Source organism: Streptomyces sp. NPDC004610 (assembly GCF_040609715.1).
Classification (GTDB): Bacteria; Actinomycetota; Actinomycetes; order Streptomycetales; family Streptomycetaceae; genus Streptomyces.
The window spans coordinates 133415-150780 of sequence record NZ_JBEXLA010000014.1 but is presented as its reverse complement, the minus strand read 5'-3'; the positions used below and the strand labels follow the sequence as shown (position 1 = coordinate 150780).

Here is a 17366-nt window from a genome sequence, read left to right as displayed (position 1 = left end):
CGTAGGACACGTCGGGATCATCGCCCCTCCCCAGGAATGTGAGCCGCAGCATGGGAACCCACCGCCGCCCCAAGCCGCCGACCCGGCCCCGGCTCGCCGTGCTGGCCGCCTCGGCGGGGGCGTTCTCGCTGCTGCCGACGGCCCAGAGCCAGGCGGAGCCGAAGCCGTCCGTGGAGCAGGTGCGCACCGAGGTCGAGGAGCTGTACCACGACTCGGAGGCCAGCACCGAGGAGTTCAACGAGGCCCAGGAGAAGCGCAAGACCCTCCAGGAGGCCGCGAACAAGGCGCAGGAGGAGGTGGCCCGGCAGCAGGAGGAGATCAATGAGATCCGCGCCGAGATGGGCCCGATAGCCGCCTCCCAGTACCGCGACGGCGGGCTGGATCCGAGCGTGCGGCTCTTCCTCTCCGCCGACCCGGACGACTTCCTGGAGCAGGCGTCCCTGGTGGACCGCACCAGCGAGCGGCAGCGGACCCTGCTGGACAGCCTTCAGCGCAAGCAGCGCGAGATCGCCCAGACCCGCGCCGAGGCGGTGGAGAAGCTGACGGCGGCCCGTACCGCGCAGGAGCGGATGAGCGAGAAGAAGGACGAGATCCAGGGCAAGCTGCGCGACGCCCAGAAGCTGCTGAACAGCCTGACCGCCGAGGAGCGCGCGGAGCTGAAGGCGGCGGAGGAGAAGGCGGACGAGGCGGCCGGCAGCAGCGACGCCCCGGACACCTACGACGGCGCCGCGAGCGGCCGGGCCCGCACCGCGATCGAGTTCGCCTACGCCCAGCTCGGCAAGCCCTACGAATGGGGCTCGACCGGCCCGGACTCCTTCGACTGCTCGGGCCTGACCGGCTCCGCCTGGGCCGCCGCGGACGTCTCCCTGCCGCGTACGGTCAACCAGCAGTACACGGCGGGCCGCCAGGTCGCCCGCGCGGACCTCCAGCCGGGCGACATCATCTACTGGTACAACAACACCCAGCACAACGGCCTCTACGTCGGCGACGGCAAGGCGATCCACGCCCCGCGCACCGGCAAGAACGTGGAGGTCACCGACCTGGACTCGATGCCGTACTTCGCGGCGACCCGCCCCTGAGCGGCCCCTTTCAGGGAGTCGTCTCAGCGCGTGGTGAAGGCGGCGGTCCGTACGACATCGCCGTGCCGGAAGTCCAGGAAGAGGCGGTACGGGCCCGGACCGGTGGCCACGGCGTGGAAGGAGACCTCGGGTCCGGCCGGGGTGACTCCGTCGCCGGGTTCGCCGCCCGGGTGGACGTGGAGATAGGCGAGGTCGGCGGCGCGCAGGGCGACCAGATGGCCGTAGGCGCCGAGGTAGGGCTGGAGGTCGGTGACGGGCCGCCCGTCCTTGTGCACCGAGAAGACCAGGGCGCCGCCCTCGCCGCCGACCAGTTCGCCGTCCAGCCGCACCTCGTAGCCGTCGACCAGGGCGACCCCGGTGGGCTCGGGCAGCGCGGCGGACTCACCGGCCCCCTCGGCGACCAGATCGGCACCGGCGGTCACCGCGTCGCCGCCGCGCGGCCGGAAGTCGGCGAAGACCCGGTACTCCCCGCCCTTCGGCAGCTCCACCGGCACCGACCAGACGCCGTCCCCGCCCAGCACCGGGTGCAGATGCCGGTACACGGCGAGATCGCGCGAGGCGACGATCAGATGCAGCTCCTTGCCGTGCGACTCCTCGTACTCCTCGGCGGCGGCGAGGAGCCGTCCGTGCTCGCGGTCCTCGACCACGCTGAACCGGAGATCGGTCTTCTCCCGGGCGGTGATCCGGGGGGTGACCAGCTCGATCCGGTGACCGACGGCGGAGGCCCCGTGCCCCTGACCCCCGTGGCTCCCCTGGCCTGCGTGGTCCCCCTGGTGACCGGCGTGTGCGTGGTGCGCGGCGCTGCTCATGACCGACTCCTCGTTCGTCTTCTTTCTCACCGCCCGTGACCGGACGACTGAGGGAAACATACCCCCAGGGGGTATCCAGAGTCAAGGGCGGCCCGCCGACGCGGAGCTTGCGGACGAATACCACCGGGGGGTATACATGGCAGTCGAGTCCCCCGATACCCCTGAGGGGTATCGGGGGGGTATCCGGGGATATCCGAGCATCCCCTTCCCACCCACCACCGACCCACGGGAGAACGAACGCCATGTCGAACTGCTGCACCACGGACGGAAGCTGCCACTCCACCGCCGAGGTCACGACCGTCTACCGGGTCGAGGGCGTGGGCAGCGCCCACTGCCAGGGCGTGGTGACCAAGGCCGTCGGCGAGCTCGCGGAGATCACCGCGATCGAGGTCGAGATCGGCACCGGCCTGGTGACGGTCACCACCGCCGCCGAGCCGGACGAGGCACTGGACGCCCTGATCGCGAAGACGGTCGACGAGGCCGGCTACGCCTACGCGGGCCGGGCGGCGGCGTCCTGAGCGCCCACCCCCCGCACGCCGAACGGGCCGTCCCCCAGGGGACGGCCCGTTCGGCGTGGTACGAGGCCACCGGCCCGAGGTGCTCAGACCCCGGCCCGCTCCCCCGTCCCCGCCCGCTCCTGCGCCGCCGCGGCGGCCGGTTCCCGGCGCATCACCAGCAGGGTGACGAGCCCGCCGACCGCGGCGATCACGGCGGCCCAGACGAAGGCGGCGCTGAATCCGTCCGTCAGCGCGGGCAGATCACCGAGCTGCCCGGCCCCCTGGGAGGTGGCGACGGCGGTCAGTGCCGCCAGCCCGAGCGCGGACCCCACCTGATAGGTGGTGTTGACGATGCCGGAGGCAAGCCCGGCCTGCTCCTGCGGGGCGCCGGACATCGCGGCCATCATCGCCGGGATGTAGGCGAGCGACATCCCGAGCGCGGCGACGAGCGAGGCGGGCAGGACGTCCACCACGAAGGTGCCGGTGGGCTCGACGGCGGACAGCCACAGCAGCCCGCCCGCGAGGACCAGCAGCCCGGTGCCGATCAGCGGCTTGGCACCGAACCGGCCCATCAGCCGGGCGGTGATGACCGTCATGAACACCATCAGCAGCCCGGTCATGGGCAGCAGCGCGGCACCGGAGGCGAAGGCCCCGTAGCCCAGCACCTGCTGGAGATACAGATTCAGGAAGTACCACATCGGGATCCAGGCGGCCCCGAGCAGCGTCATGGCCAGGTTGGCGGAACCGAGCCGGGGCACCCGCCAGATACCGAGCGGCATGAGCGGCTCGCGCACGGCCCGCTGGACGACCAGGAAGAGCCCCAGCAGCACCGCGGCCCCGATCAGCTGGAGCACGGTCTCCGTGGCACCCCAGCCCACCTCGGGCGCCCGCACCACCGTGAACACCGCGAGCGCCAGCCCGGCGGTGACGGCGACGGCACCCAGCACATCGACCCCGCCCTTGCGGCCCTGGACGGCGGGCAGCACCTTGGTGGCGGCGAGGGTGGCGATCCCGATGGGCACATAGATGATGAAGATCCACGGCCAGCTCAGCCACTCGGTGAACACCCCGCCGAGAAACACCCCGGCGGTCCCCCCGGCGGGCGCGGCGGCCCCGTAGAGCGCCATGGCCTTGCCCAGTTCCCGGGGGTTGTGGGCGAAGAGCATCATCAGCAGCGTCATCGCGGCCGGCGCGATCAGCGCGCCCCCGACGCCCTGCACGGCCCGCCCCACGACCTCGACCCATGCGCTCTGCGCGGCGGCGGCGACCACGGACCCGGCGATCAGCACGACCCACCCGGCGTTGAACACCCGCCGCGCCCCGAGCAGATCGGACAACCGCCCACCGAGCAGCAACAGCCCGCCGAAGGCGATCACATAGGCGTTGAACACCCACTGCAACTCACCCTGCGAGAACCCGAGATCCTTCTGCATCTCGGGCAGCGCGACGCCGATGATCGACGTATCCATGATCACCATGAACTGAGCCGCGGCGAGTACGGCGAGCGCCCACCACCGTCTGGGATTGACGTCGGACATCACTCCACCACCCCTTTGAATCAGCGACATTTCAATACCCCTAGGGGGTATCAAGCTGCCGCACGGTAACATACCCCTAGGGGGTATAGCTAGCCGTGGGGTCGACATCGGCGACCCGGGAGAGGGTGAGGATCTTGACCGGCATGCCCGACGGGGCGCACCGCGCGTTCACACCGGAGCTACTCCGTACCGTCCGCCGCAAGCCGCTCCGGCAGCCCGAGCCGCGGGAACCGGTCGGCGTGGAAGGTGACGATCCCGGCGATCAGCCCGCCGGTGACGCGCAGGACATCGAGGGTCAGCGGCAGATACGCGCCCTCCCGCTCCCGCCAGAGGTAGAAGGCGACGGCGGGCTGCCGGTTCACCCGGGTGAGGACGGGGCGCAGGCCCCGCATCCCCACGAAACCGCTCCCGGCCCAGTCTCGGACCACCGCGTCCCGGCCGATGTGCAGGCCCGGGGTGGGCGGCATCGAGCAGCGGACGTCGTCCCGCAGCAGGGTGGCGAGCCGGTCGATGTCCGTGGCCACGCTGGCGTCGGTGTAGCGGCGCACCAGCTCGCGTGTCCCGGTGTCCGGTTCACCGCCGGTCCAGTCCTGCCGCTCGGCGGGCAGATGGTCCCGCATCCCGGCGCGGGCGCGTTGCAGCGCGCTGTTCACGGAGTGGACGGAGTCCCCGAGGAGTGCCGCGACCTCCTTCGCCGGCCAGGCGAGCACATCCCGCAGGATCAGCACGGCCCGCGGTCGCGGCGCGAGATGCTGCACCGCGACCAGATACGCCAGCTCGATCGTCTCCCGCGCGACGGCGACGGCCTCCGGCTCGTCCGCGTCCGCCGCGGGCAACTCGTCGAGCAGCCGGTCCGGGTAGGGCTGGAGCCACGGCACCTCACCACCGGTCGCGGGCTCGGGGCGGTGCCGGGCGAGCAGATCCAGACAGGTGTTGGTGGCGATCCGGTACAGCCAGGCCCGGAACGTCGACCTCCCCTCGAAGGTCTCCCGTCGCCGCCAGGCACGCAGAAACGTCTCCTGTACGGCGTCCTCGGCGTCCTCGAACGACCCGAGCATCCGGTAGCAGTGCACATGCAGCTCCCGCCGATGCCGCTCCGCCAGCCCCGAGAACGCCGGCTCGTCGCCCTCACCCGGCCCGCTCACGCCCAGCTCCTCCAGCCACACGCCCACACCAGCACTCGCACTCGCACTCGCACTCATGACATCACCCTTCCGTCCGGTCCCGGCCTGTCGTAGGTGTGACGGGTACGGGCGCGAAAACTCATCACTGGGCCGGGGGTGATGAAGGTGGCGGGTCCTGTGATGAGGGTGGCGGGCGGGCCCGGTGATGAGGGTGGCGGGCGGGCCCGGTGATGAGGGTGGCGGGCGGCTCAGGACGCGTCGGCGGGCGGCGATGACGGGGCAGGCGGCTCAGGACCGCCGACGGGCGGCGCCGCGGGTCGATGCCCCGCAGGGCACGGCCTCCGCCCCCCTCCTCAGCGACCAGCCGCACCCGGTCAGATCATCAGGGTGACCTGCTCCTCGACACCCAGCAGGGCCCGCCCGTACAGCTCCGTCGCGATGGCCGGGTTGACGATCGCGTGGCGGCTCCCGGTCTCCTGGTCCCGCCAGATCCGCTGGAGCGGGGCGGCCTCCGCGAAGCTGCCCGCGCCCTGGACACTGAGCAGCCGGTCGATCGCCTCCCGCGCGCAGCGCGCGATGTACCCGGTGTCCATACGGGCACGGGCCCGGCCCAGCAGAGGCATGTACGTGCCCTTCGCGGCCCAGGCGTCGATGTCATCGGCGCATCGCAGCAGATGCAGTTCGGCGGTGTCGATGAGCTGTGCCGCCTCGGCGAGCTGCGTCTGGGTGGAGGGCGCCTCACGGGAACGCTCGTAGGAGGTGTGCGCGATGCCCCTCCCCTCGGCGAGCGACTCCATGACCACCTCCAGCGCGGCCTTCGCCAGCCCCACCTGGGGCCCGGCCAGCACCAGGGCGAGCACCGGAACCAGCGCCGACCGGTACAGGGTTTCGTCCGTGCGCTCGGTGCCGTACTCACCGCCGATGGCCTTGGTGAGCGACATGATGCGATGCGAGGGGACGAACACCTTGTCGGCGACGAGGGTGTTGCTCCCGGTGCCGCGCATGCCCGCCATGAACCAGGTGTCCTCGATCGTCAGCTCCTCCATCGGGATCAGCGCCACACCCTGGTCGATCCGCTGTCCGGCGGCGGCGTCCACGAGGGGAAGGCCCAGCAGCGCCCACTGACAGTGCGGACTGCCCGAGGCGAAGCCCCACTTCCCGGTGACCACCCGGCCGCCGTCGGCCTGCCCGCTGATCCCCTTGGGGGACAGCACACTGCACACCCGGGCGTCCGGATCGCTCCCCCACACCTCCCGCTGGACCCGCTCCGGGAACAGCGCGACCATCCAGTTGCTCACATTGACGAGGGCGTTCACCCAGGCCGTCGAACCGCAGCCGCGCGCCAGCTCCGAGCTGACCTGGAGAAGGGTCCTGATACTGACCTCGTGCCCACCGAGGCGCCGCGGCACCGTGAGCCGGAAGAGACCGACCTCGCCCAAGGCCGCGATGTTCTCGCCCACGATCCTGCGGTCCTCCTCGGTGCGCGCCGCGTTGGCGCGCAGGACCGGCACCAGCTCCGCGGCCCGCCCGATCAGCGAGGCGCCCTCCACACCGGCAGCGGACGAGAAGACGGACGTCGTCATAGGTACCTCCGGAACTCACTCTGCGGCCCAGGCGGACGCCCCCGCGATCGCGAAGGCGTCCTGGTCACAGTCCACGGTCCACAGTCCACGGTCCACAGGGCACCCGGCCCCCGGCCCTCGCGCCGTTCCACCGGATTCACCCGAAGGAGACCCGGACGGCGGGAGCGGGGCTTTCCGCCAGAACTCTCAAAACCCTCAGGGCTCTCACAACTCTTCAGCCACTCAAAACTCTTCGGCCTCTCAGAACTCTTCGGATAAGCTGCCGCCCTTTGCAGTGGATTTCACCTGAAGAGGTTGTGCATGAAGACAGGCAGACGAACCGTCGCGGTGACCACGCTCGTGGGGGCGCTGGGCCTCTCGGTGCTGAACGCGCCGACGGCCCAGGCGGCGGACACCGGGATCACCGTGTCGGACATCGTCATCAACAACGGCAAGCCGATCGTCGTCGGCACATCGAAGGAGGTGGAGCCACCCCTCAGCTTCAAGGTCAGGCTGCCCGCCGGGTACAGCACCGACGACCCCTTCTCGTACGACGCGCACCCCTTCCTCTACCGGGGCAGCATCAAGACGGCGGCGGCCACCGGGAACGACTACATCCAGGCGGGCAGCTACACCTGCTACGAGATCGACTCCAAGCGCACCGAGTGCGAGGGCCGCCTCTTCATCGACCCGCACCCGAGCCAGGAGCACGTCGACTCCAACAGCGACGCCACGACCTGGAAGGTCGGTGTCGTGCTGCAGCTGTTCAAGCCCAACGGCCAGCTCAAGGCCGAGGAGCTGGAGACGCGGTCCCTCACCGCCCAGCTCAGGCGCGCGGCCAAGGCGACCACCAACGCCTCGCCGGAGCCGGTCACCAAGGGCAAGCCGATCACCGTCACGGGCAAGCTGACCCGGGCGAACTGGAGCACGAAGAAGTACGACGCCTACAGCGGCCGTACGGTCAGCCTCCAGTTCCGCGCCAAGGGCACCGACACCTACAGGACGGTCAAGAAGGCCACCACCAGCAGCAGCGGCGGTCTGAAGACCACGGTGACCGCGTCGGTCGACGGCTACTACCGCTGGGTGTACCACGGCAACTCCACGACCGGCGCCACCACCAGCACGGCCGATTACATCGACGTGCGCTGAGCCCCTGGGCACTGGGAACTGGGCACTGGCTCGGGAGGACGAGTTGGAGCGGATCGGTTCGTACGTCGTGGTGCGGGAACTCGGTGCGGGCGGCATGGGCACCGTGTACCTGGCCCGGTCGCGCGGCGGACGCCTGCTCGCGGTGAAGGTGGCCCGGCAGGAGCTGGCCTCCGACACCGCCTTCCGGGCCCGGTTCCGGGCCGAGGTGAACGCGGCGCGCAGGGTCGGCGGCTTCCACACGGCACAGGTGGTGGACGCCGACCCGGACGGCGAACCGCCCTGGCTGGCCACGGCGTACGTACCCGGCCCGACCCTCGCCCAGATGATCGCGACCGCCGAAGAGCCCATGCCCGAAGGGGAGTTGCGACTCCTCGGCGCGGCGCTCGCAGAGGCCCTTCAGGCCGTGCACGGGTGCGGACTGGTCCACCGCGATCTGAAGCCGGGCAACATCATCATGGCGCCGGACGGCCCACGCGTCGTGGACTTCGGTATCGCGCGGGCCGTCGAGTCCACCCGGCTGACACTGACGGGCCACACCTTCGGCACCCCCGGCTATCTCGCGCCCGAGCAGGCGGAGGGCCGGGAGGTGACGGGCGCCGCCGATGTGTTCGCGCTCGGCGCCGTCCTCGTGGCGGCGGCGGGCGGCAGCGCCTTCGGGGCAGGCACACCGATGATGCTGATGTACCGCTCGGTGCACTCACCGGCGGACCTGTCACCGGTCCCGGAAGACCTGCGCGCGATCGTGGGCGCATGCCTGGAGAAGAACCCCGACCACCGCCCCACCACGGAGCAACTACTGGACTCTCTCACCGAGTTGGCGGACGCCCCCTACCCCACCACACTCGTCATGCCACCGCCGACGACCGTGACCGCACCCGTCGGAGAAACCGAGTTCTTCCACGCCGAGGACGACGAACGTGCCGTGGTCATCGATCCCGACGGGATCGAGATCAGACTGGTCGGGTACCGGGGCACCGGCATCGAATTCCCCTGGCGCGACATCGCGACCATCAGCCACACCCTCTCGAAGCCCGACCGGCAGTGCACCCTGTTCATCGAGGTGACGGACGACATTCCGTACGACTGCACACTCACCGCGCCCGATGACCTGACGTTCGACGGTTGGGCACGGCGTCTGCCGGATGTCCTGGACCACTACTGCGAGTAGGAAGTCCCCCTGAGGGAGTACGGCGCGTCGCTCCCCCGCACGGGGGTGATGGAGTGAAGGTGGGCTGCGCGCCGACGACGCACGCCGATTCCTCCAGGGCCTGTCACTCGAAGAGGTCGACCAGTTCACCGTGCATGCTCGACGGCAAGCCGGTCTGGGCGGCGGACGCCTGGGCCGCGCTCGATGTGAACGTCGCCGCCGCGCACAAGGCCAGTACACCGTCTGCCCGCCCGTATACCTATGAGCCGCCGTCCGCCCCTCGGGTCGGCGGGGGACGGACGGCAACCACTGCGGTCCCGGCCGGTGACCCGTGTCCCGGCCGGGACCGCAGGCACCACCGGCGCGTCGGGCCCCAGATGTTCCTAGACTGGCGCGGCCCGCCCCGAGAGGAATTGATGCCCATGCGCTCCCGCCGGTTCGCCGCCTTCGCCCTGGACGTACTGAAGAACACGCCGGGGGTGACCCGCGTACAGACCCTGGAAGAAGCCGGGGACACCAAGACCCCCAACGGTCTGGCCGTCACGGTGGACGGCAAGGAATCCCGCTGGGGCATCGTCGGCCAGCTCGCCGACGGCGAGCGCCACGAGCACGACGAGCAGCCGCAGCAAGGCACCCCCGCCACCTGGGCCGAGCCGAAGCCGGGCGACAACGTCGAGGGCTGGCTCGCCGCCGCTCTCGGCCGGGCCGAGTCCCCCGAGATCGCCCGCATCGAGCGCTGGTCGACCCGGGAGGGCGAGCGCCCCGACAAGCAGGGTCTGACGGTGTTCTTCCACAACAGCGCCCGCGTCTTCATCCGTAAGCTCTAGGTCCTCCCCGCCGGCCGGTCCCCGTTCCCGGGCGGGGAGTTGCACAGCACGTCCAGTCCAGCACCACCACGCGAGTGAGGAGCTAGATATGGGATGCATGCACCACCGGCCCGGCGGCCGGTTCGATCCCGGCCGGTGTGCGGGCGCCTGCTCGGTCTGCGGATCCGGGGTGGGCGCCGAGCCCGGCCGGCCCGCCGCGCACCACCAGAAGCCCGGCAGCAGGGAGACCTGCCCCGGCAGCGGACAGCCCGCCCAGTGACCTGACCCCTCTCGAAGGCCGCTTCCGAAATTTCAGAGGTGGTCCGAAGCGGCCCCCGGTCGGCGCCTCGCCGACCGGGGGCCGTCTCATGTCTTGATCGTCTGGCGCTCGGGCCAGCAGCGGGCCGGCAAGCGATCTTGAAAGGCTTCGACTCTCGCCGAAACAAGCGGAGGAAGCGATCAGAATGCAGGCCAGAACGTTCCTGCGAAGAGGCACGCTGGTGGGGCGGGTGGGACTCGAACCCACGGCCGACGGATTATGAGTCGCTAGGTTTCACTCTGAGAGACTCTGGCAGACTCCAGATGCTCCGAAAGTCCCTGTTCACGCGGGCCCCGACTCTGGACCACTCCGGAAAATCCGGGGCCCGGTGGGACCTCCGCTCACGCACCGCTCACGCAATCCGCTTGAGTGGAATCGGTCCTGAGCTGGTCCGATCCCATTGTCCCGCACTCCCCCGCTCACCACAACGAGCAGACCTAGAACGGCCCCGGTCGGCGGGTGATGACGACCGGGGCCGGTGTCTGTGCGGTCAGGCTGTCCGCGCCTGCACGAGCAGTGTGCCCAGGGCGCCGGGGTCGGGGCTGGGGAGAATCCGCGTGTGGACGGTGGTGAATCCGTGCCGCTTGAGGATGTCCGACCACTGCTCGGCGGTGTACTGCCAGCGGTACACCGTCAGCTCCGTCTCACGGTCTTCGAGCCACTTGCCGCCCATGGGCTGTGCCCCGTACTGGCCGGCTACCGGTTCCCGGTGGGAGAACGCGAAGACGCCGCCAGGGGCGAGCCGCTGCGCGACGAGCGGGAGGAGGTCCTCAGGGTCCGTGAACCAGACAGCCCCCCACGTCGAGTAGACGGTGTTCCACAACCGCGCGTCCCCGTCGAGGAAGGCGCAGGCGTCCGCGTGCACGAACTCCAGCCCTTCGACGTCGGCCCAGAACGCGCGGGCCCTGGCCACCTGTGCGGGGGAGAAGTCCACGGCGGTCACGGCGACGCCGGTGCGGGCGAGGAAGGCCGCGTTCTCGCCTTCCGCCGGGCCGAGGTCGAGTGCTGCCGCCGGGCTGCCGAGGAGTTCCGCACCGGGTCCGTGGCCGGGGGTTCCGGTCCATTCGAAGCGGGTGGCCGCAGGTCTGGGCTGGGGCCCCTGCCCGCGGTGGGGCTTGTACTTGTCCCAGTACTCGGCTGCGGTCGTGGGGGCGGCGCTGGACATCGATCCTCCGGAGGCGGTGGGGTTCCAGGGGCGTCAAACTACTCGCCTGCCTCCGGTGGCGAACGGGAAACCCAGATACTTCGCATATGAGCGTAAACAGCACACCGCCCGGGGCCGCCGTGTGGCGGTCCCGGGCGGGCGCGGCCCCTACGGGGCTACCGGATCAGTGGCAGTTGGAACCGGGGCTGCACGGCCCGCACTTGGCGAAGTCGGCTTCCCACAGCTTCCAGTCCACGGGGAAGCCGTTGTCGGCGATGATGTGCGCGGTGCGCTCCACGGAGCCGTCGTACTTGAAGGCGATCTCCGGGATGTGCTCCAGGAACCTTCCGCCGAAGTGCTCGGCGCAGAATTCGCGGTAGTTCCGGGTGTCGAGGATGAACACGTGGACGGCGATGTCCACGATCCGCCCGCAGCACATCTCCCGCTGCTGGCCCCACGTCTCCATGGCGGTGATGAGGTAGGAGACGGCGGCGGAGAAGAGGCGTTCGGCCATTACCTCGTCGAACGGGTGGTCGCGCATGAGCAGGGCGATCTCGCGGTCCCAGACGTCCGGCCTGACGTAGGTTCGCGGGTCGCGGGTGACCTGGTAGGTCTCGCGCGAGCGATCGGTGTCGGTGGTTGGTGTTGCCATGGTGCCCTCCGATTCTGTCGGATGCGTTGGCGTCTGCCTCCCCGCCGCTGGATGCCGGCGGGGCTGTCCCGTACCGCGCGGGGGTTGTGCTCCGGGGGTACGGGAGTTCGGGGCTGCGGTCCTCGTAGGGCTGCGCAGCACTGGAGTTGGGCAGCGAGGGGTCCGCGGTCTGTGTGATGAGGCTTCGGGCGTCGGGTCTGTCAGGTTCCGGCGGTTGGGATGGGCTCGTGCGCTGAGCGGTCCCGGCCGGGACGGGGTCACCGGCCGGGACCGCAGGGGTTGCCGTGCGCCCCTCGCCGACCTGGGGGGCGGACGGCGGTTCAGGGGGTGCCCGGCTGCCTGGGTATGTGTCCGATCTGGCCGCCCAGGTAGGCGCGGACGGGATCCCATGTGTGGTGCGTGCGCAGGAGAATGTTCAGGTCGATGACGCGGGCGAGGTTGCCGGCGGCCAGGGCCCGGCGCCGGGCGGAGGCCCAGTCCCAGCACTGGATGCAGTGGGGCAGGGGGTCGGGTGGGGACAGAGGGCTGGTCATGGGCAGATGGTGTGGGCATAGGACCGGTAGAGGCCGCTGAGGCCCTCCCGGATGAAGGGCACGACGTTGTCGTGGGTGACGAGCAGGGCGCCGCTGCACCGGCCGCAGTACGCCGGGTCCCGGGTCACCGCCGCGCGGGCCGCCGTGTGGGCGGCGGCCAGGGGGCGCGCGGCGGCGCAGCGGCTGCCGGCGCAGTACCAGCAGGTGTCCGAGTGCGCGCGCCACGCGGTGTAGGTCCGCAGTGCGCGCAGCCTGATGGCCCAGCAGCGGTGACAGGCCGAGGGCCTCGGCTCCCCCGCGAACGCGAGCGGCCTCAGACCGCCGACGGCGTGGGCGTGGACCGCGCACCACACGCACGCCTCGCCCTGCCGCTGGCCCACGGTCAGTGTGCCCGGTGCGGGCATCTCGTCGGTCAGTTGCCCCAGCTCGGCATCGAGAATGGAGTGCGCGGTCACGGCGCCACCTCGCCGGACGACGGCGGGACGGCGGTCAGGGTCTCGTAGTGGTCGCACAGGGCCCGGACGGACCGGGCGAGGCGCTGCGCGTGAGCGATCCCCGCGGGCAGCACGGTACTGCGGGGCTGCGCGTCCAGCCGCCTGCGGGCCTCGGCCACGCCCTCGACGGCACAAGCACGCGGGATGTCCTCCGCGGGGAGGGTGGCGGCCAGGCGCTCGATCTCCGGGATGACGAGCATGATGTGGCCGCGCAGCTGGAGGGTGAGGGTGTCGATGTCGTGCTCGCCGGGCGGATCCGCCGCCGGGCCGAGGAGACGCTGCACGGCCCTACGCATCGTGGTGATGTCCAGCGGATCGCCCCTGGTGCCGCCGGGGGTTCCGGTGCGGTGCTGCTCCTGTGCGTGCTGTTCGGCGTGGTGTCGGCAGGCTCGGGGGAACCAGCGGCGGTCCCCGTCGCTCTCGCGCTCGCCAAGGTCGACCGCCGTCTCAACGGTGAGCGGTTTCTCGGCGGCGTCCCACACGCACACCTCGCCCCGCACCTGCGCGTCGGACAGCGTGCCCAACGCTGGCAGGACGAGCGTCTCGGCCGGGATGTCGTTGACGAGTGTGCTCATACGGGGGCTCCTCGCTGGAGTGCGTGTGCCAGCCGCACCGCGACGTCTGCGCGTACTCGGCCGAGATCGACGAGTGGAATACTCGGCGAGCCGTGGGCGACGGCGAGGGACGGCAGCACTATGCCGACCTGATCAAGCGCGGCCCGCAGCGACTCGACGGCGGTGAAGGGGTCGACGCTCGGAGCGTCGTTCAATTCGCGTTCTTGGGCCATGAACAGGACGGTAGGGATAGGTATTTGGCCGACGCGAGGCGCTTTTCTTGATTTTTCTCACCCCTTCCCTTGCTTCCCTTGCCTTTTCTCAGAAGGGTGGGAGAGGTCCATAGCTTCAGGCTTCCCGCGTGGGAATGCTGGGGTGATCGGTTTCCGGCGAAAGGACTGGTCATGGCCCGACGGCTGCGCTTCAACGGCACGGGCAGCGGCGAAGGGAGCTGCCCCGCAGTGCATGAGGACCTCGACAGCGGCGAGATCATCGTGCACGGGCCCCGGCTCACCGACCCCGAAGCCCTCGCCCAGCTCCAGCACATCGACGAGGACGAGATCCCGATCGTGATGCCCCGCAACACGCTGATCGACTTCGGCCCCCGAGACAGGGACACGGAGCCGCGGATCTTCACACCGGAGCAGTTCGCGCGGCTCTTCGAGAACTTCCAGCACAGCGCGTGGCATCTGGAGATGCGCCGCCGGTACGCCGTGGACGAGGCCACGGACACCTACGCCCAGTTCGCTCGCGGCGAGCAGCCCACCTGGGACCTGGAGACGCCGTGGAGCCAGATGATCCGCGCAAAGACCCAGGACGGTGCGCACGTCGGACGGGTCCGGATCGTCGATAGCCCACCGACGCCCGGCCAGCTGTACCTTCTTGCGCACGCCGTGAAGAACGCTGCGCTGGGCGAAGAAGTGGGGAACATGTGGCGGGCGGACGCCGAACAGCTGAACCTGCCCAACGAAGACTTCTGGATCTTCGATTCCCACATCGTCGCCTCGTGCCTGTTCGACGATGACGACAACCTCACCGGCGCCGAGCTGATCACCGAACCCGCCCGCGTCAACCAGTACAACAGGCTGCGCGACGTGGCCCGCCACTTCGCCGTTCCCTACGAGCAGTTCAACGCGGCGGTTCACGCACAGGAGTAGCGGAAGCGAGTATGGCCCGGTGAGCACTGACTACCAGAAGGCACGCGAAGCGCTTGGGCTGCGGCTCCGCGAACTTCGGCTGACAGCCCCTGACGGTCAGCTCACCGGCACGGCGCTCGCCCGGATTCTCGGCTGGCCGAACTCGCGCATCTCCAAACTGGAGCTGGGCAGGCAGACGGCCACGATCGAGGACCTGCGCCAGTGGGCAGAGGCATGCGGTCAGCCAGAGGTGTACGAGGAGCTACGGGCCCGGCTCGCCGGATTCGAGTCGCATATCCGCTCCTGGCGGCGGCAACTCGCCACGGGGCACCGACACGTCCAGGACGCGCACAATGAGGCTCAGGCCAGCTCCTCCGTGCTCCGGGCCTGGGAATCCTCGTGGATCGTCGGGGTCCTCCAGACACCGGACTACGCGCGCGCCGTCCTCACCCGTTCCGTTGAACTCCACCAGTCGCCCCGGGATATCGAGGCGGCGGTGCGGGCCCGCATGCAGCGGCAGAAGCTTCTGTACAGCGGAGGCCGGAAGTATCACGTTCTCCTCTGGGAGCCGGTGCTGCGGTCCCTTGTCTGCTCGCCCTCGGTGCTCGCTGCTCAGCTCGATCGTCTCTCCGGTGTCATCGGTATGGACAGCGTCGAGCTGGGGATCGTGCCGCTCGCTGCGTCGATGAAGGTCCCTCCCGGCACGGGCTTCTGGATCTACAACGACCAGCAGGTCGTGACTGAGGTCTGGCACGCCGAGATGTGGCTCGACGACGCCGATAGTGTCGCTCTCTACCTGCGCACCTGGAGACTCCTGCGGGAGTCCGCGGTCTATGGCGCGGATGCCCAGAACCTGATCGCTGGAGCGCGGCGATCGTTGAACGTCCGCTGAGCCCGGTCTGATGTAGGAATCGGCGTCATTTTATTACCGCGTTTGCTACACCCCCGGACACGCCGAAACGCCCCCTGCCACGGCCGCGGTGGCCATGGCAGGGGGCGTGGTGGTTCAGCTGGTGAGGATGAGCGCGATGACGCTGACGAGCAGGGCGCAGATTGTGGCCAGCGCGCCGACGACCGGGAGCGGGAAGCGGCGGCTCTCCAGCGCATCGACCCTCGCCCGCAGAGGCTTGACCTCCTCCTCCCGGATCTTCTGAAGCTCGGCATCCAGGTCGGCCCGCAACTCCCGGACATCCGCGTCCGTCCTGTTGGTCCGCTCCACCAGCAGGGCGAGCGTCCCCTTGATCTGCTCGAAGCCTGCGTGCATCTCCCCCCGCAGCTGAGCCAGTTCCACGGCGACGGACGCCTCGGGCACGGTCATCAGGTCCTCCGAGCGCTCTCCGTCCGGCCGGGCCCGTCGACGGTTCCGGCCGCGAGCGCGGTGAGGATGGTGAGGACGCCTGCGGATGCGCCGAGCGCGAGGCCCTGGCCCCAGTCGACGTCGAGGACGCCGGTGGTGTCGAGGCCGAGGGTGGCGACGAGGGTCTGGGCGACGGTGCGGGTGGTGCGCTCGCCGGTCGCCTTCCAGAAAGCGGTAGTGAACATGGTGGTCCTTCCTTACTTCTTGGGGAGCTTGAGCTTCTGGCCGGGAGTGATCTCGTCGGCGTCGGAGAGCTTGTTGAGCTTGGCGATCTCGGTCCAGCGCGTCCCCTTGCCCAGCTTGGCGGCGGCGATGCTCCAGAGCGTGTCGCCCTTGCGGACCGCGTACGTGGTGGGATTGGCGGCGGCGACGATGCCGGGGAACACGACCTCCCGGAACTGCTTGATGCGCGCCGCGCCGGGGCAGGCGGTGCCCGACGTCGACCAGGACCGGAACAGCGAGTGGTAGCCGAACCCCGGGTCGCTCGCGCTGCGGCAGATCCGCAGGGGGATCTTGTGCTCGCGGTGCAGCCACACGCCGAGGTCGATCAGCACGCCGAGTTGCTGCTTGGTCCACGGGTCGGACGCGTTGGTGTTGGAGGCGGTCTCGATGGACACCGCGCCCGAGCCGTCGGGCCGCCGGTTGGCGCCCGCGTTGGCGTCCGCGCGGGTGGTGGTCGACAGGTACTGCCCGAGGCTGCCGTCGTAGTCCAGGCCGAAGTGGGACTCCAGGCTGGTGGAGTCGCGCCAGTAGGCGTAGATCCGCTTCTCGTCCCACGGGGCGACCACGGAATGCAGGATGAACTGGGTCGGACGGATGCTGCTCTGCTCGCGGGACTCCGGCTGCAACTCCAACCGGGTCGCGCCCTTGTACCAGGCCATGAAGGGCTCCAGGAAATAGGAAAGCCCCGGCCGGAGGGGCGCGGGGCGTGGGGTGTGGTGGGTGGTCAGACGGCCGCTTCGTAGGTGCCCATGAGGCGGACGATGTCCCCGTTCGCCCAGACCCACGGCGAGGCCGAGTCGATCAGCCCCGGCCCGGCCAGTGCGGTGCCGTCGATTCTCGGTCCGGACATTTCCAGCTCCATGTGGCTGGTCGTCGTCAGCCGTACCCGGACGCGGGTGCGCGAGCCGACGCCGGCTGAGGTGTCCGTGATCTCTCCCCAGCCGGCCATCGTCGTGGTGGCCGCGGCCTCCACCGGCAGGGAGAGGCGCCAGTTGTCGGCGGAACCGGGGCTGCTTCCGAAGTTGGTCGTGGCGCCGAAGGTGATGACCAGCTCGTAGTGGACGGTGGTCGCGGCGACGGCGTACCGGGCGGTGACCGCCGCATCTCCCAGGCTCGGCGTGGCGTTGCCGGTGGATGTTGTCCAGGCCGGTGTCCAGTCCTGCCATGTCGGGGAGATCGCGGCGAGCCGTTCCTCGGTGATGATCATGCCGGGCTGCCAGGTCTCGAACGGCACGCGGGTCCTC

Annotated in this window: 22 protein-coding genes; 8 read left to right on the top strand and 14 right to left on the bottom strand. The window is 70.2% G+C overall.

Annotated elements, in window-relative coordinates:
* Positions 1-50 precede the first annotated feature (50 nt).
* Positions 51-1079, top strand: a complete 1029-nt coding sequence (locus ABZX40_RS18120) for an NlpC/P60 family protein (protein ID WP_355731797.1) — start codon at positions 51-53, stop codon at positions 1077-1079.
* A 23-nt stretch (positions 1080-1102) separates the two neighbouring features.
* Here ABZX40_RS18120 and ABZX40_RS18115 read toward each other — a convergent pair whose 3' ends face one another.
* Positions 1103-1888, bottom strand: coding sequence for a hypothetical protein (locus ABZX40_RS18115; protein WP_355731795.1), 786 nt, complete (start codon positions 1886-1888; stop codon positions 1103-1105).
* A gap of 242 nt (positions 1889-2130) precedes the next feature.
* On the opposite strand from ABZX40_RS18115, the gene ABZX40_RS18110 reads away from it, so the two are divergent.
* Entirely contained in the window at positions 2131-2406 is a 276-nt protein-coding gene (locus ABZX40_RS18110) for a heavy-metal-associated domain-containing protein (protein ID WP_355731793.1), read from the top strand.
* An 83-nt stretch (positions 2407-2489) separates the two neighbouring features.
* On the opposite strand, the gene ABZX40_RS18105 is transcribed toward ABZX40_RS18110, so the two are convergent.
* The 3 genes from ABZX40_RS18105 to ABZX40_RS18095 all read right to left on the bottom strand — a co-directional run bounded on the left by ABZX40_RS18105 (position 2490) and on the right by ABZX40_RS18095 (position 6630).
* The gene (locus ABZX40_RS18105; RefSeq protein ID WP_355731791.1) at positions 2490-3923 is read right to left on the bottom strand and encodes an MFS transporter; all 1434 of its coding nucleotides are present in this window, start codon (positions 3921-3923) and stop codon (positions 2490-2492) included.
* A 179-nt stretch (positions 3924-4102) separates the two neighbouring features.
* Positions 4103-5125: an RNA polymerase subunit sigma-70 gene (locus tag ABZX40_RS18100; protein ID WP_355731789.1), complete on the bottom strand. Its 1023-nt coding sequence runs from the start codon at positions 5123-5125 to the stop codon at positions 4103-4105.
* 296 nt (positions 5126-5421) lie between these two features.
* Entirely contained in the window at positions 5422-6630 is a 1209-nt protein-coding gene (locus ABZX40_RS18095) for an acyl-CoA dehydrogenase family protein (protein ID WP_355731787.1), read from the bottom strand.
* A gap of 300 nt (positions 6631-6930) precedes the next feature.
* On the opposite strand from ABZX40_RS18095, the gene ABZX40_RS18090 reads away from it, so the two are divergent.
* The 4 genes from ABZX40_RS18090 (at position 6931) to ABZX40_RS18075 (ending at position 9991) form a co-directional block, all read left to right on the top strand.
* A complete protein-coding gene (locus ABZX40_RS18090; protein ID WP_355731785.1) occupies positions 6931-7758 on the top strand; it encodes a hypothetical protein in 828 nt (275 codons plus the stop codon).
* A gap of 94 nt (positions 7759-7852) precedes the next feature.
* Positions 7853-8926, top strand: coding sequence for a serine/threonine-protein kinase (locus tag ABZX40_RS18085; RefSeq protein ID WP_355732126.1), 1074 nt, complete (start codon positions 7853-7855; stop codon positions 8924-8926).
* Between the two features lie 401 nt (positions 8927-9327).
* Positions 9328-9732, top strand: a complete 405-nt coding sequence (locus ABZX40_RS18080; protein WP_355731783.1) for a hypothetical protein — start codon at positions 9328-9330, stop codon at positions 9730-9732.
* 88 nt (positions 9733-9820) lie between these two features.
* On the top strand, positions 9821-9991 hold the full coding sequence (locus ABZX40_RS18075; protein ID WP_355731782.1) for a hypothetical protein: 171 nt from the start codon (positions 9821-9823) through the stop codon (positions 9989-9991).
* Positions 9992-10520: 529 nt separating this feature from the next.
* Here ABZX40_RS18075 and ABZX40_RS18070 read toward each other — a convergent pair.
* The 6 genes from ABZX40_RS18070 to ABZX40_RS18045 all read right to left on the bottom strand — a co-directional run bounded on the left by ABZX40_RS18070 (position 10521) and on the right by ABZX40_RS18045 (position 13640).
* Complete coding sequence (locus tag ABZX40_RS18070) at positions 10521-11195, bottom strand: class I SAM-dependent methyltransferase (RefSeq protein ID WP_355731780.1); 675 nt, start codon at positions 11193-11195, stop codon at positions 10521-10523.
* Between the two features lie 163 nt (positions 11196-11358).
* Positions 11359-11826 carry a hypothetical protein gene (locus ABZX40_RS18065; protein WP_355731778.1) on the bottom strand — a complete coding sequence of 156 codons (468 nt, stop codon included), beginning with the start codon at positions 11824-11826 and terminating at the stop codon, positions 11359-11361.
* 320 nt (positions 11827-12146) lie between these two features.
* Positions 12147-12359, bottom strand: a complete 213-nt coding sequence (locus ABZX40_RS18060) for a hypothetical protein (protein WP_355731777.1) — start codon at positions 12357-12359, stop codon at positions 12147-12149.
* Positions 12356-12814, bottom strand: coding sequence for a hypothetical protein (locus ABZX40_RS18055; protein WP_355731775.1), 459 nt, complete (start codon positions 12812-12814; stop codon positions 12356-12358). Before ABZX40_RS18055 ends, ABZX40_RS18060 begins: the two co-directional genes overlap by 4 nt.
* Positions 12811-13428, bottom strand: a complete 618-nt coding sequence (locus ABZX40_RS18050) for a DUF6415 family natural product biosynthesis protein (RefSeq protein ID WP_355731773.1) — start codon at positions 13426-13428, stop codon at positions 12811-12813. Before ABZX40_RS18050 ends, ABZX40_RS18055 begins: the two co-directional genes overlap by 4 nt.
* Positions 13425-13640 carry a hypothetical protein gene (locus ABZX40_RS18045; RefSeq protein WP_355731771.1) on the bottom strand — a complete coding sequence of 72 codons (216 nt, stop codon included), beginning with the start codon at positions 13638-13640 and terminating at the stop codon, positions 13425-13427. The genes ABZX40_RS18050 and ABZX40_RS18045 overlap by 4 nt, the downstream gene beginning before the upstream one ends.
* Positions 13641-13811: 171 nt before the next feature.
* Between ABZX40_RS18045 and ABZX40_RS18040 the strand changes: the two genes are divergently transcribed.
* Together ABZX40_RS18040 and ABZX40_RS18035 are read left to right on the top strand one after the other, a co-directional pair.
* Positions 13812-14564 (top strand): DUF6879 family protein, encoded by a 753-nt coding sequence (locus tag ABZX40_RS18040; RefSeq protein ID WP_355731770.1) that lies wholly within the window; start codon positions 13812-13814, stop codon positions 14562-14564.
* A gap of 19 nt (positions 14565-14583) precedes the next feature.
* Entirely contained in the window at positions 14584-15435 is an 852-nt protein-coding gene (locus tag ABZX40_RS18035) for a helix-turn-helix transcriptional regulator (RefSeq protein ID WP_355731768.1), read from the top strand.
* A gap of 114 nt (positions 15436-15549) precedes the next feature.
* On the opposite strand, the gene ABZX40_RS18030 is transcribed toward ABZX40_RS18035, so the two are convergent.
* The 4 genes from ABZX40_RS18030 to ABZX40_RS18015 all read right to left on the bottom strand — a co-directional run bounded on the left by ABZX40_RS18030 (position 15550) and on the right by ABZX40_RS18015 (position 17356).
* Positions 15550-15861, bottom strand: coding sequence for a hypothetical protein (locus ABZX40_RS18030; protein ID WP_355731766.1), 312 nt, complete (start codon positions 15859-15861; stop codon positions 15550-15552).
* On the bottom strand, positions 15861-16085 hold the full coding sequence (locus ABZX40_RS18025; RefSeq protein WP_355731764.1) for a holin: 225 nt from the start codon (positions 16083-16085) through the stop codon (positions 15861-15863). The genes ABZX40_RS18030 and ABZX40_RS18025 overlap by 1 nt, the downstream gene beginning before the upstream one ends.
* A gap of 12 nt (positions 16086-16097) precedes the next feature.
* Complete coding sequence (locus tag ABZX40_RS18020; protein ID WP_355731763.1) at positions 16098-16781, bottom strand: LysM peptidoglycan-binding domain-containing protein; 684 nt, start codon at positions 16779-16781, stop codon at positions 16098-16100.
* 65 nt (positions 16782-16846) lie between these two features.
* Positions 16847-17356: a hypothetical protein gene (locus ABZX40_RS18015; RefSeq protein WP_355731761.1), complete on the bottom strand. Its 510-nt coding sequence runs from the start codon at positions 17354-17356 to the stop codon at positions 16847-16849.
* Positions 17357-17366: the final 10 nt, after the last annotated feature.

What these genes read in the sequence shown, in the direction of transcription:
- ABZX40_RS18120 (WP_355731797.1), top strand. Translation starts at nt 51, where the DNA reads ATGGGAACCCACCGCCGCCCCAAGCCGCCGACCCGGCCCCGGCTCGCC.
- ABZX40_RS18115 (WP_355731795.1), bottom strand. Translation starts at nt 1,888, where the DNA reads ATGAGCAGCGCCGCGCACCACGCACACGCCGGTCACCAGGGGGACCAC.
- ABZX40_RS18110 (WP_355731793.1), top strand. Translation starts at nt 2,131, where the DNA reads ATGTCGAACTGCTGCACCACGGACGGAAGCTGCCACTCCACCGCCGAG.
- ABZX40_RS18105 (WP_355731791.1), bottom strand. Translation starts at nt 3,923, where the DNA reads ATGTCCGACGTCAATCCCAGACGGTGGTGGGCGCTCGCCGTACTCGCC.
- ABZX40_RS18100 (WP_355731789.1), bottom strand. Translation starts at nt 5,125, where the DNA reads ATGAGTGCGAGTGCGAGTGCGAGTGCTGGTGTGGGCGTGTGGCTGGAG.
- ABZX40_RS18095 (WP_355731787.1), bottom strand. Translation starts at nt 6,630, where the DNA reads ATGACGACGTCCGTCTTCTCGTCCGCTGCCGGTGTGGAGGGCGCCTCG.
- ABZX40_RS18090 (WP_355731785.1), top strand. Translation starts at nt 6,931, where the DNA reads ATGAAGACAGGCAGACGAACCGTCGCGGTGACCACGCTCGTGGGGGCG.
- ABZX40_RS18085 (WP_355732126.1), top strand. Translation starts at nt 7,853, where the DNA reads ATGGGCACCGTGTACCTGGCCCGGTCGCGCGGCGGACGCCTGCTCGCG.
- ABZX40_RS18080 (WP_355731783.1), top strand. Translation starts at nt 9,328, where the DNA reads ATGCGCTCCCGCCGGTTCGCCGCCTTCGCCCTGGACGTACTGAAGAAC.
- ABZX40_RS18075 (WP_355731782.1), top strand. Translation starts at nt 9,821, where the DNA reads ATGGGATGCATGCACCACCGGCCCGGCGGCCGGTTCGATCCCGGCCGG.
- ABZX40_RS18070 (WP_355731780.1), bottom strand. Translation starts at nt 11,195, where the DNA reads ATGTCCAGCGCCGCCCCCACGACCGCAGCCGAGTACTGGGACAAGTAC.
- ABZX40_RS18065 (WP_355731778.1), bottom strand. Translation starts at nt 11,826, where the DNA reads ATGGCAACACCAACCACCGACACCGATCGCTCGCGCGAGACCTACCAG.
- ABZX40_RS18060 (WP_355731777.1), bottom strand. Translation starts at nt 12,359, where the DNA reads ATGACCAGCCCTCTGTCCCCACCCGACCCCCTGCCCCACTGCATCCAG.
- ABZX40_RS18050 (WP_355731773.1), bottom strand. Translation starts at nt 13,428, where the DNA reads ATGAGCACACTCGTCAACGACATCCCGGCCGAGACGCTCGTCCTGCCA.
- ABZX40_RS18045 (WP_355731771.1), bottom strand. Translation starts at nt 13,640, where the DNA reads ATGGCCCAAGAACGCGAATTGAACGACGCTCCGAGCGTCGACCCCTTC.
- ABZX40_RS18040 (WP_355731770.1), top strand. Translation starts at nt 13,812, where the DNA reads ATGGCCCGACGGCTGCGCTTCAACGGCACGGGCAGCGGCGAAGGGAGC.
- ABZX40_RS18030 (WP_355731766.1), bottom strand. Translation starts at nt 15,861, where the DNA reads ATGACCGTGCCCGAGGCGTCCGTCGCCGTGGAACTGGCTCAGCTGCGG.
- ABZX40_RS18025 (WP_355731764.1), bottom strand. Translation starts at nt 16,085, where the DNA reads ATGTTCACTACCGCTTTCTGGAAGGCGACCGGCGAGCGCACCACCCGC.
- ABZX40_RS18020 (WP_355731763.1), bottom strand. Translation starts at nt 16,781, where the DNA reads ATGGCCTGGTACAAGGGCGCGACCCGGTTGGAGTTGCAGCCGGAGTCC.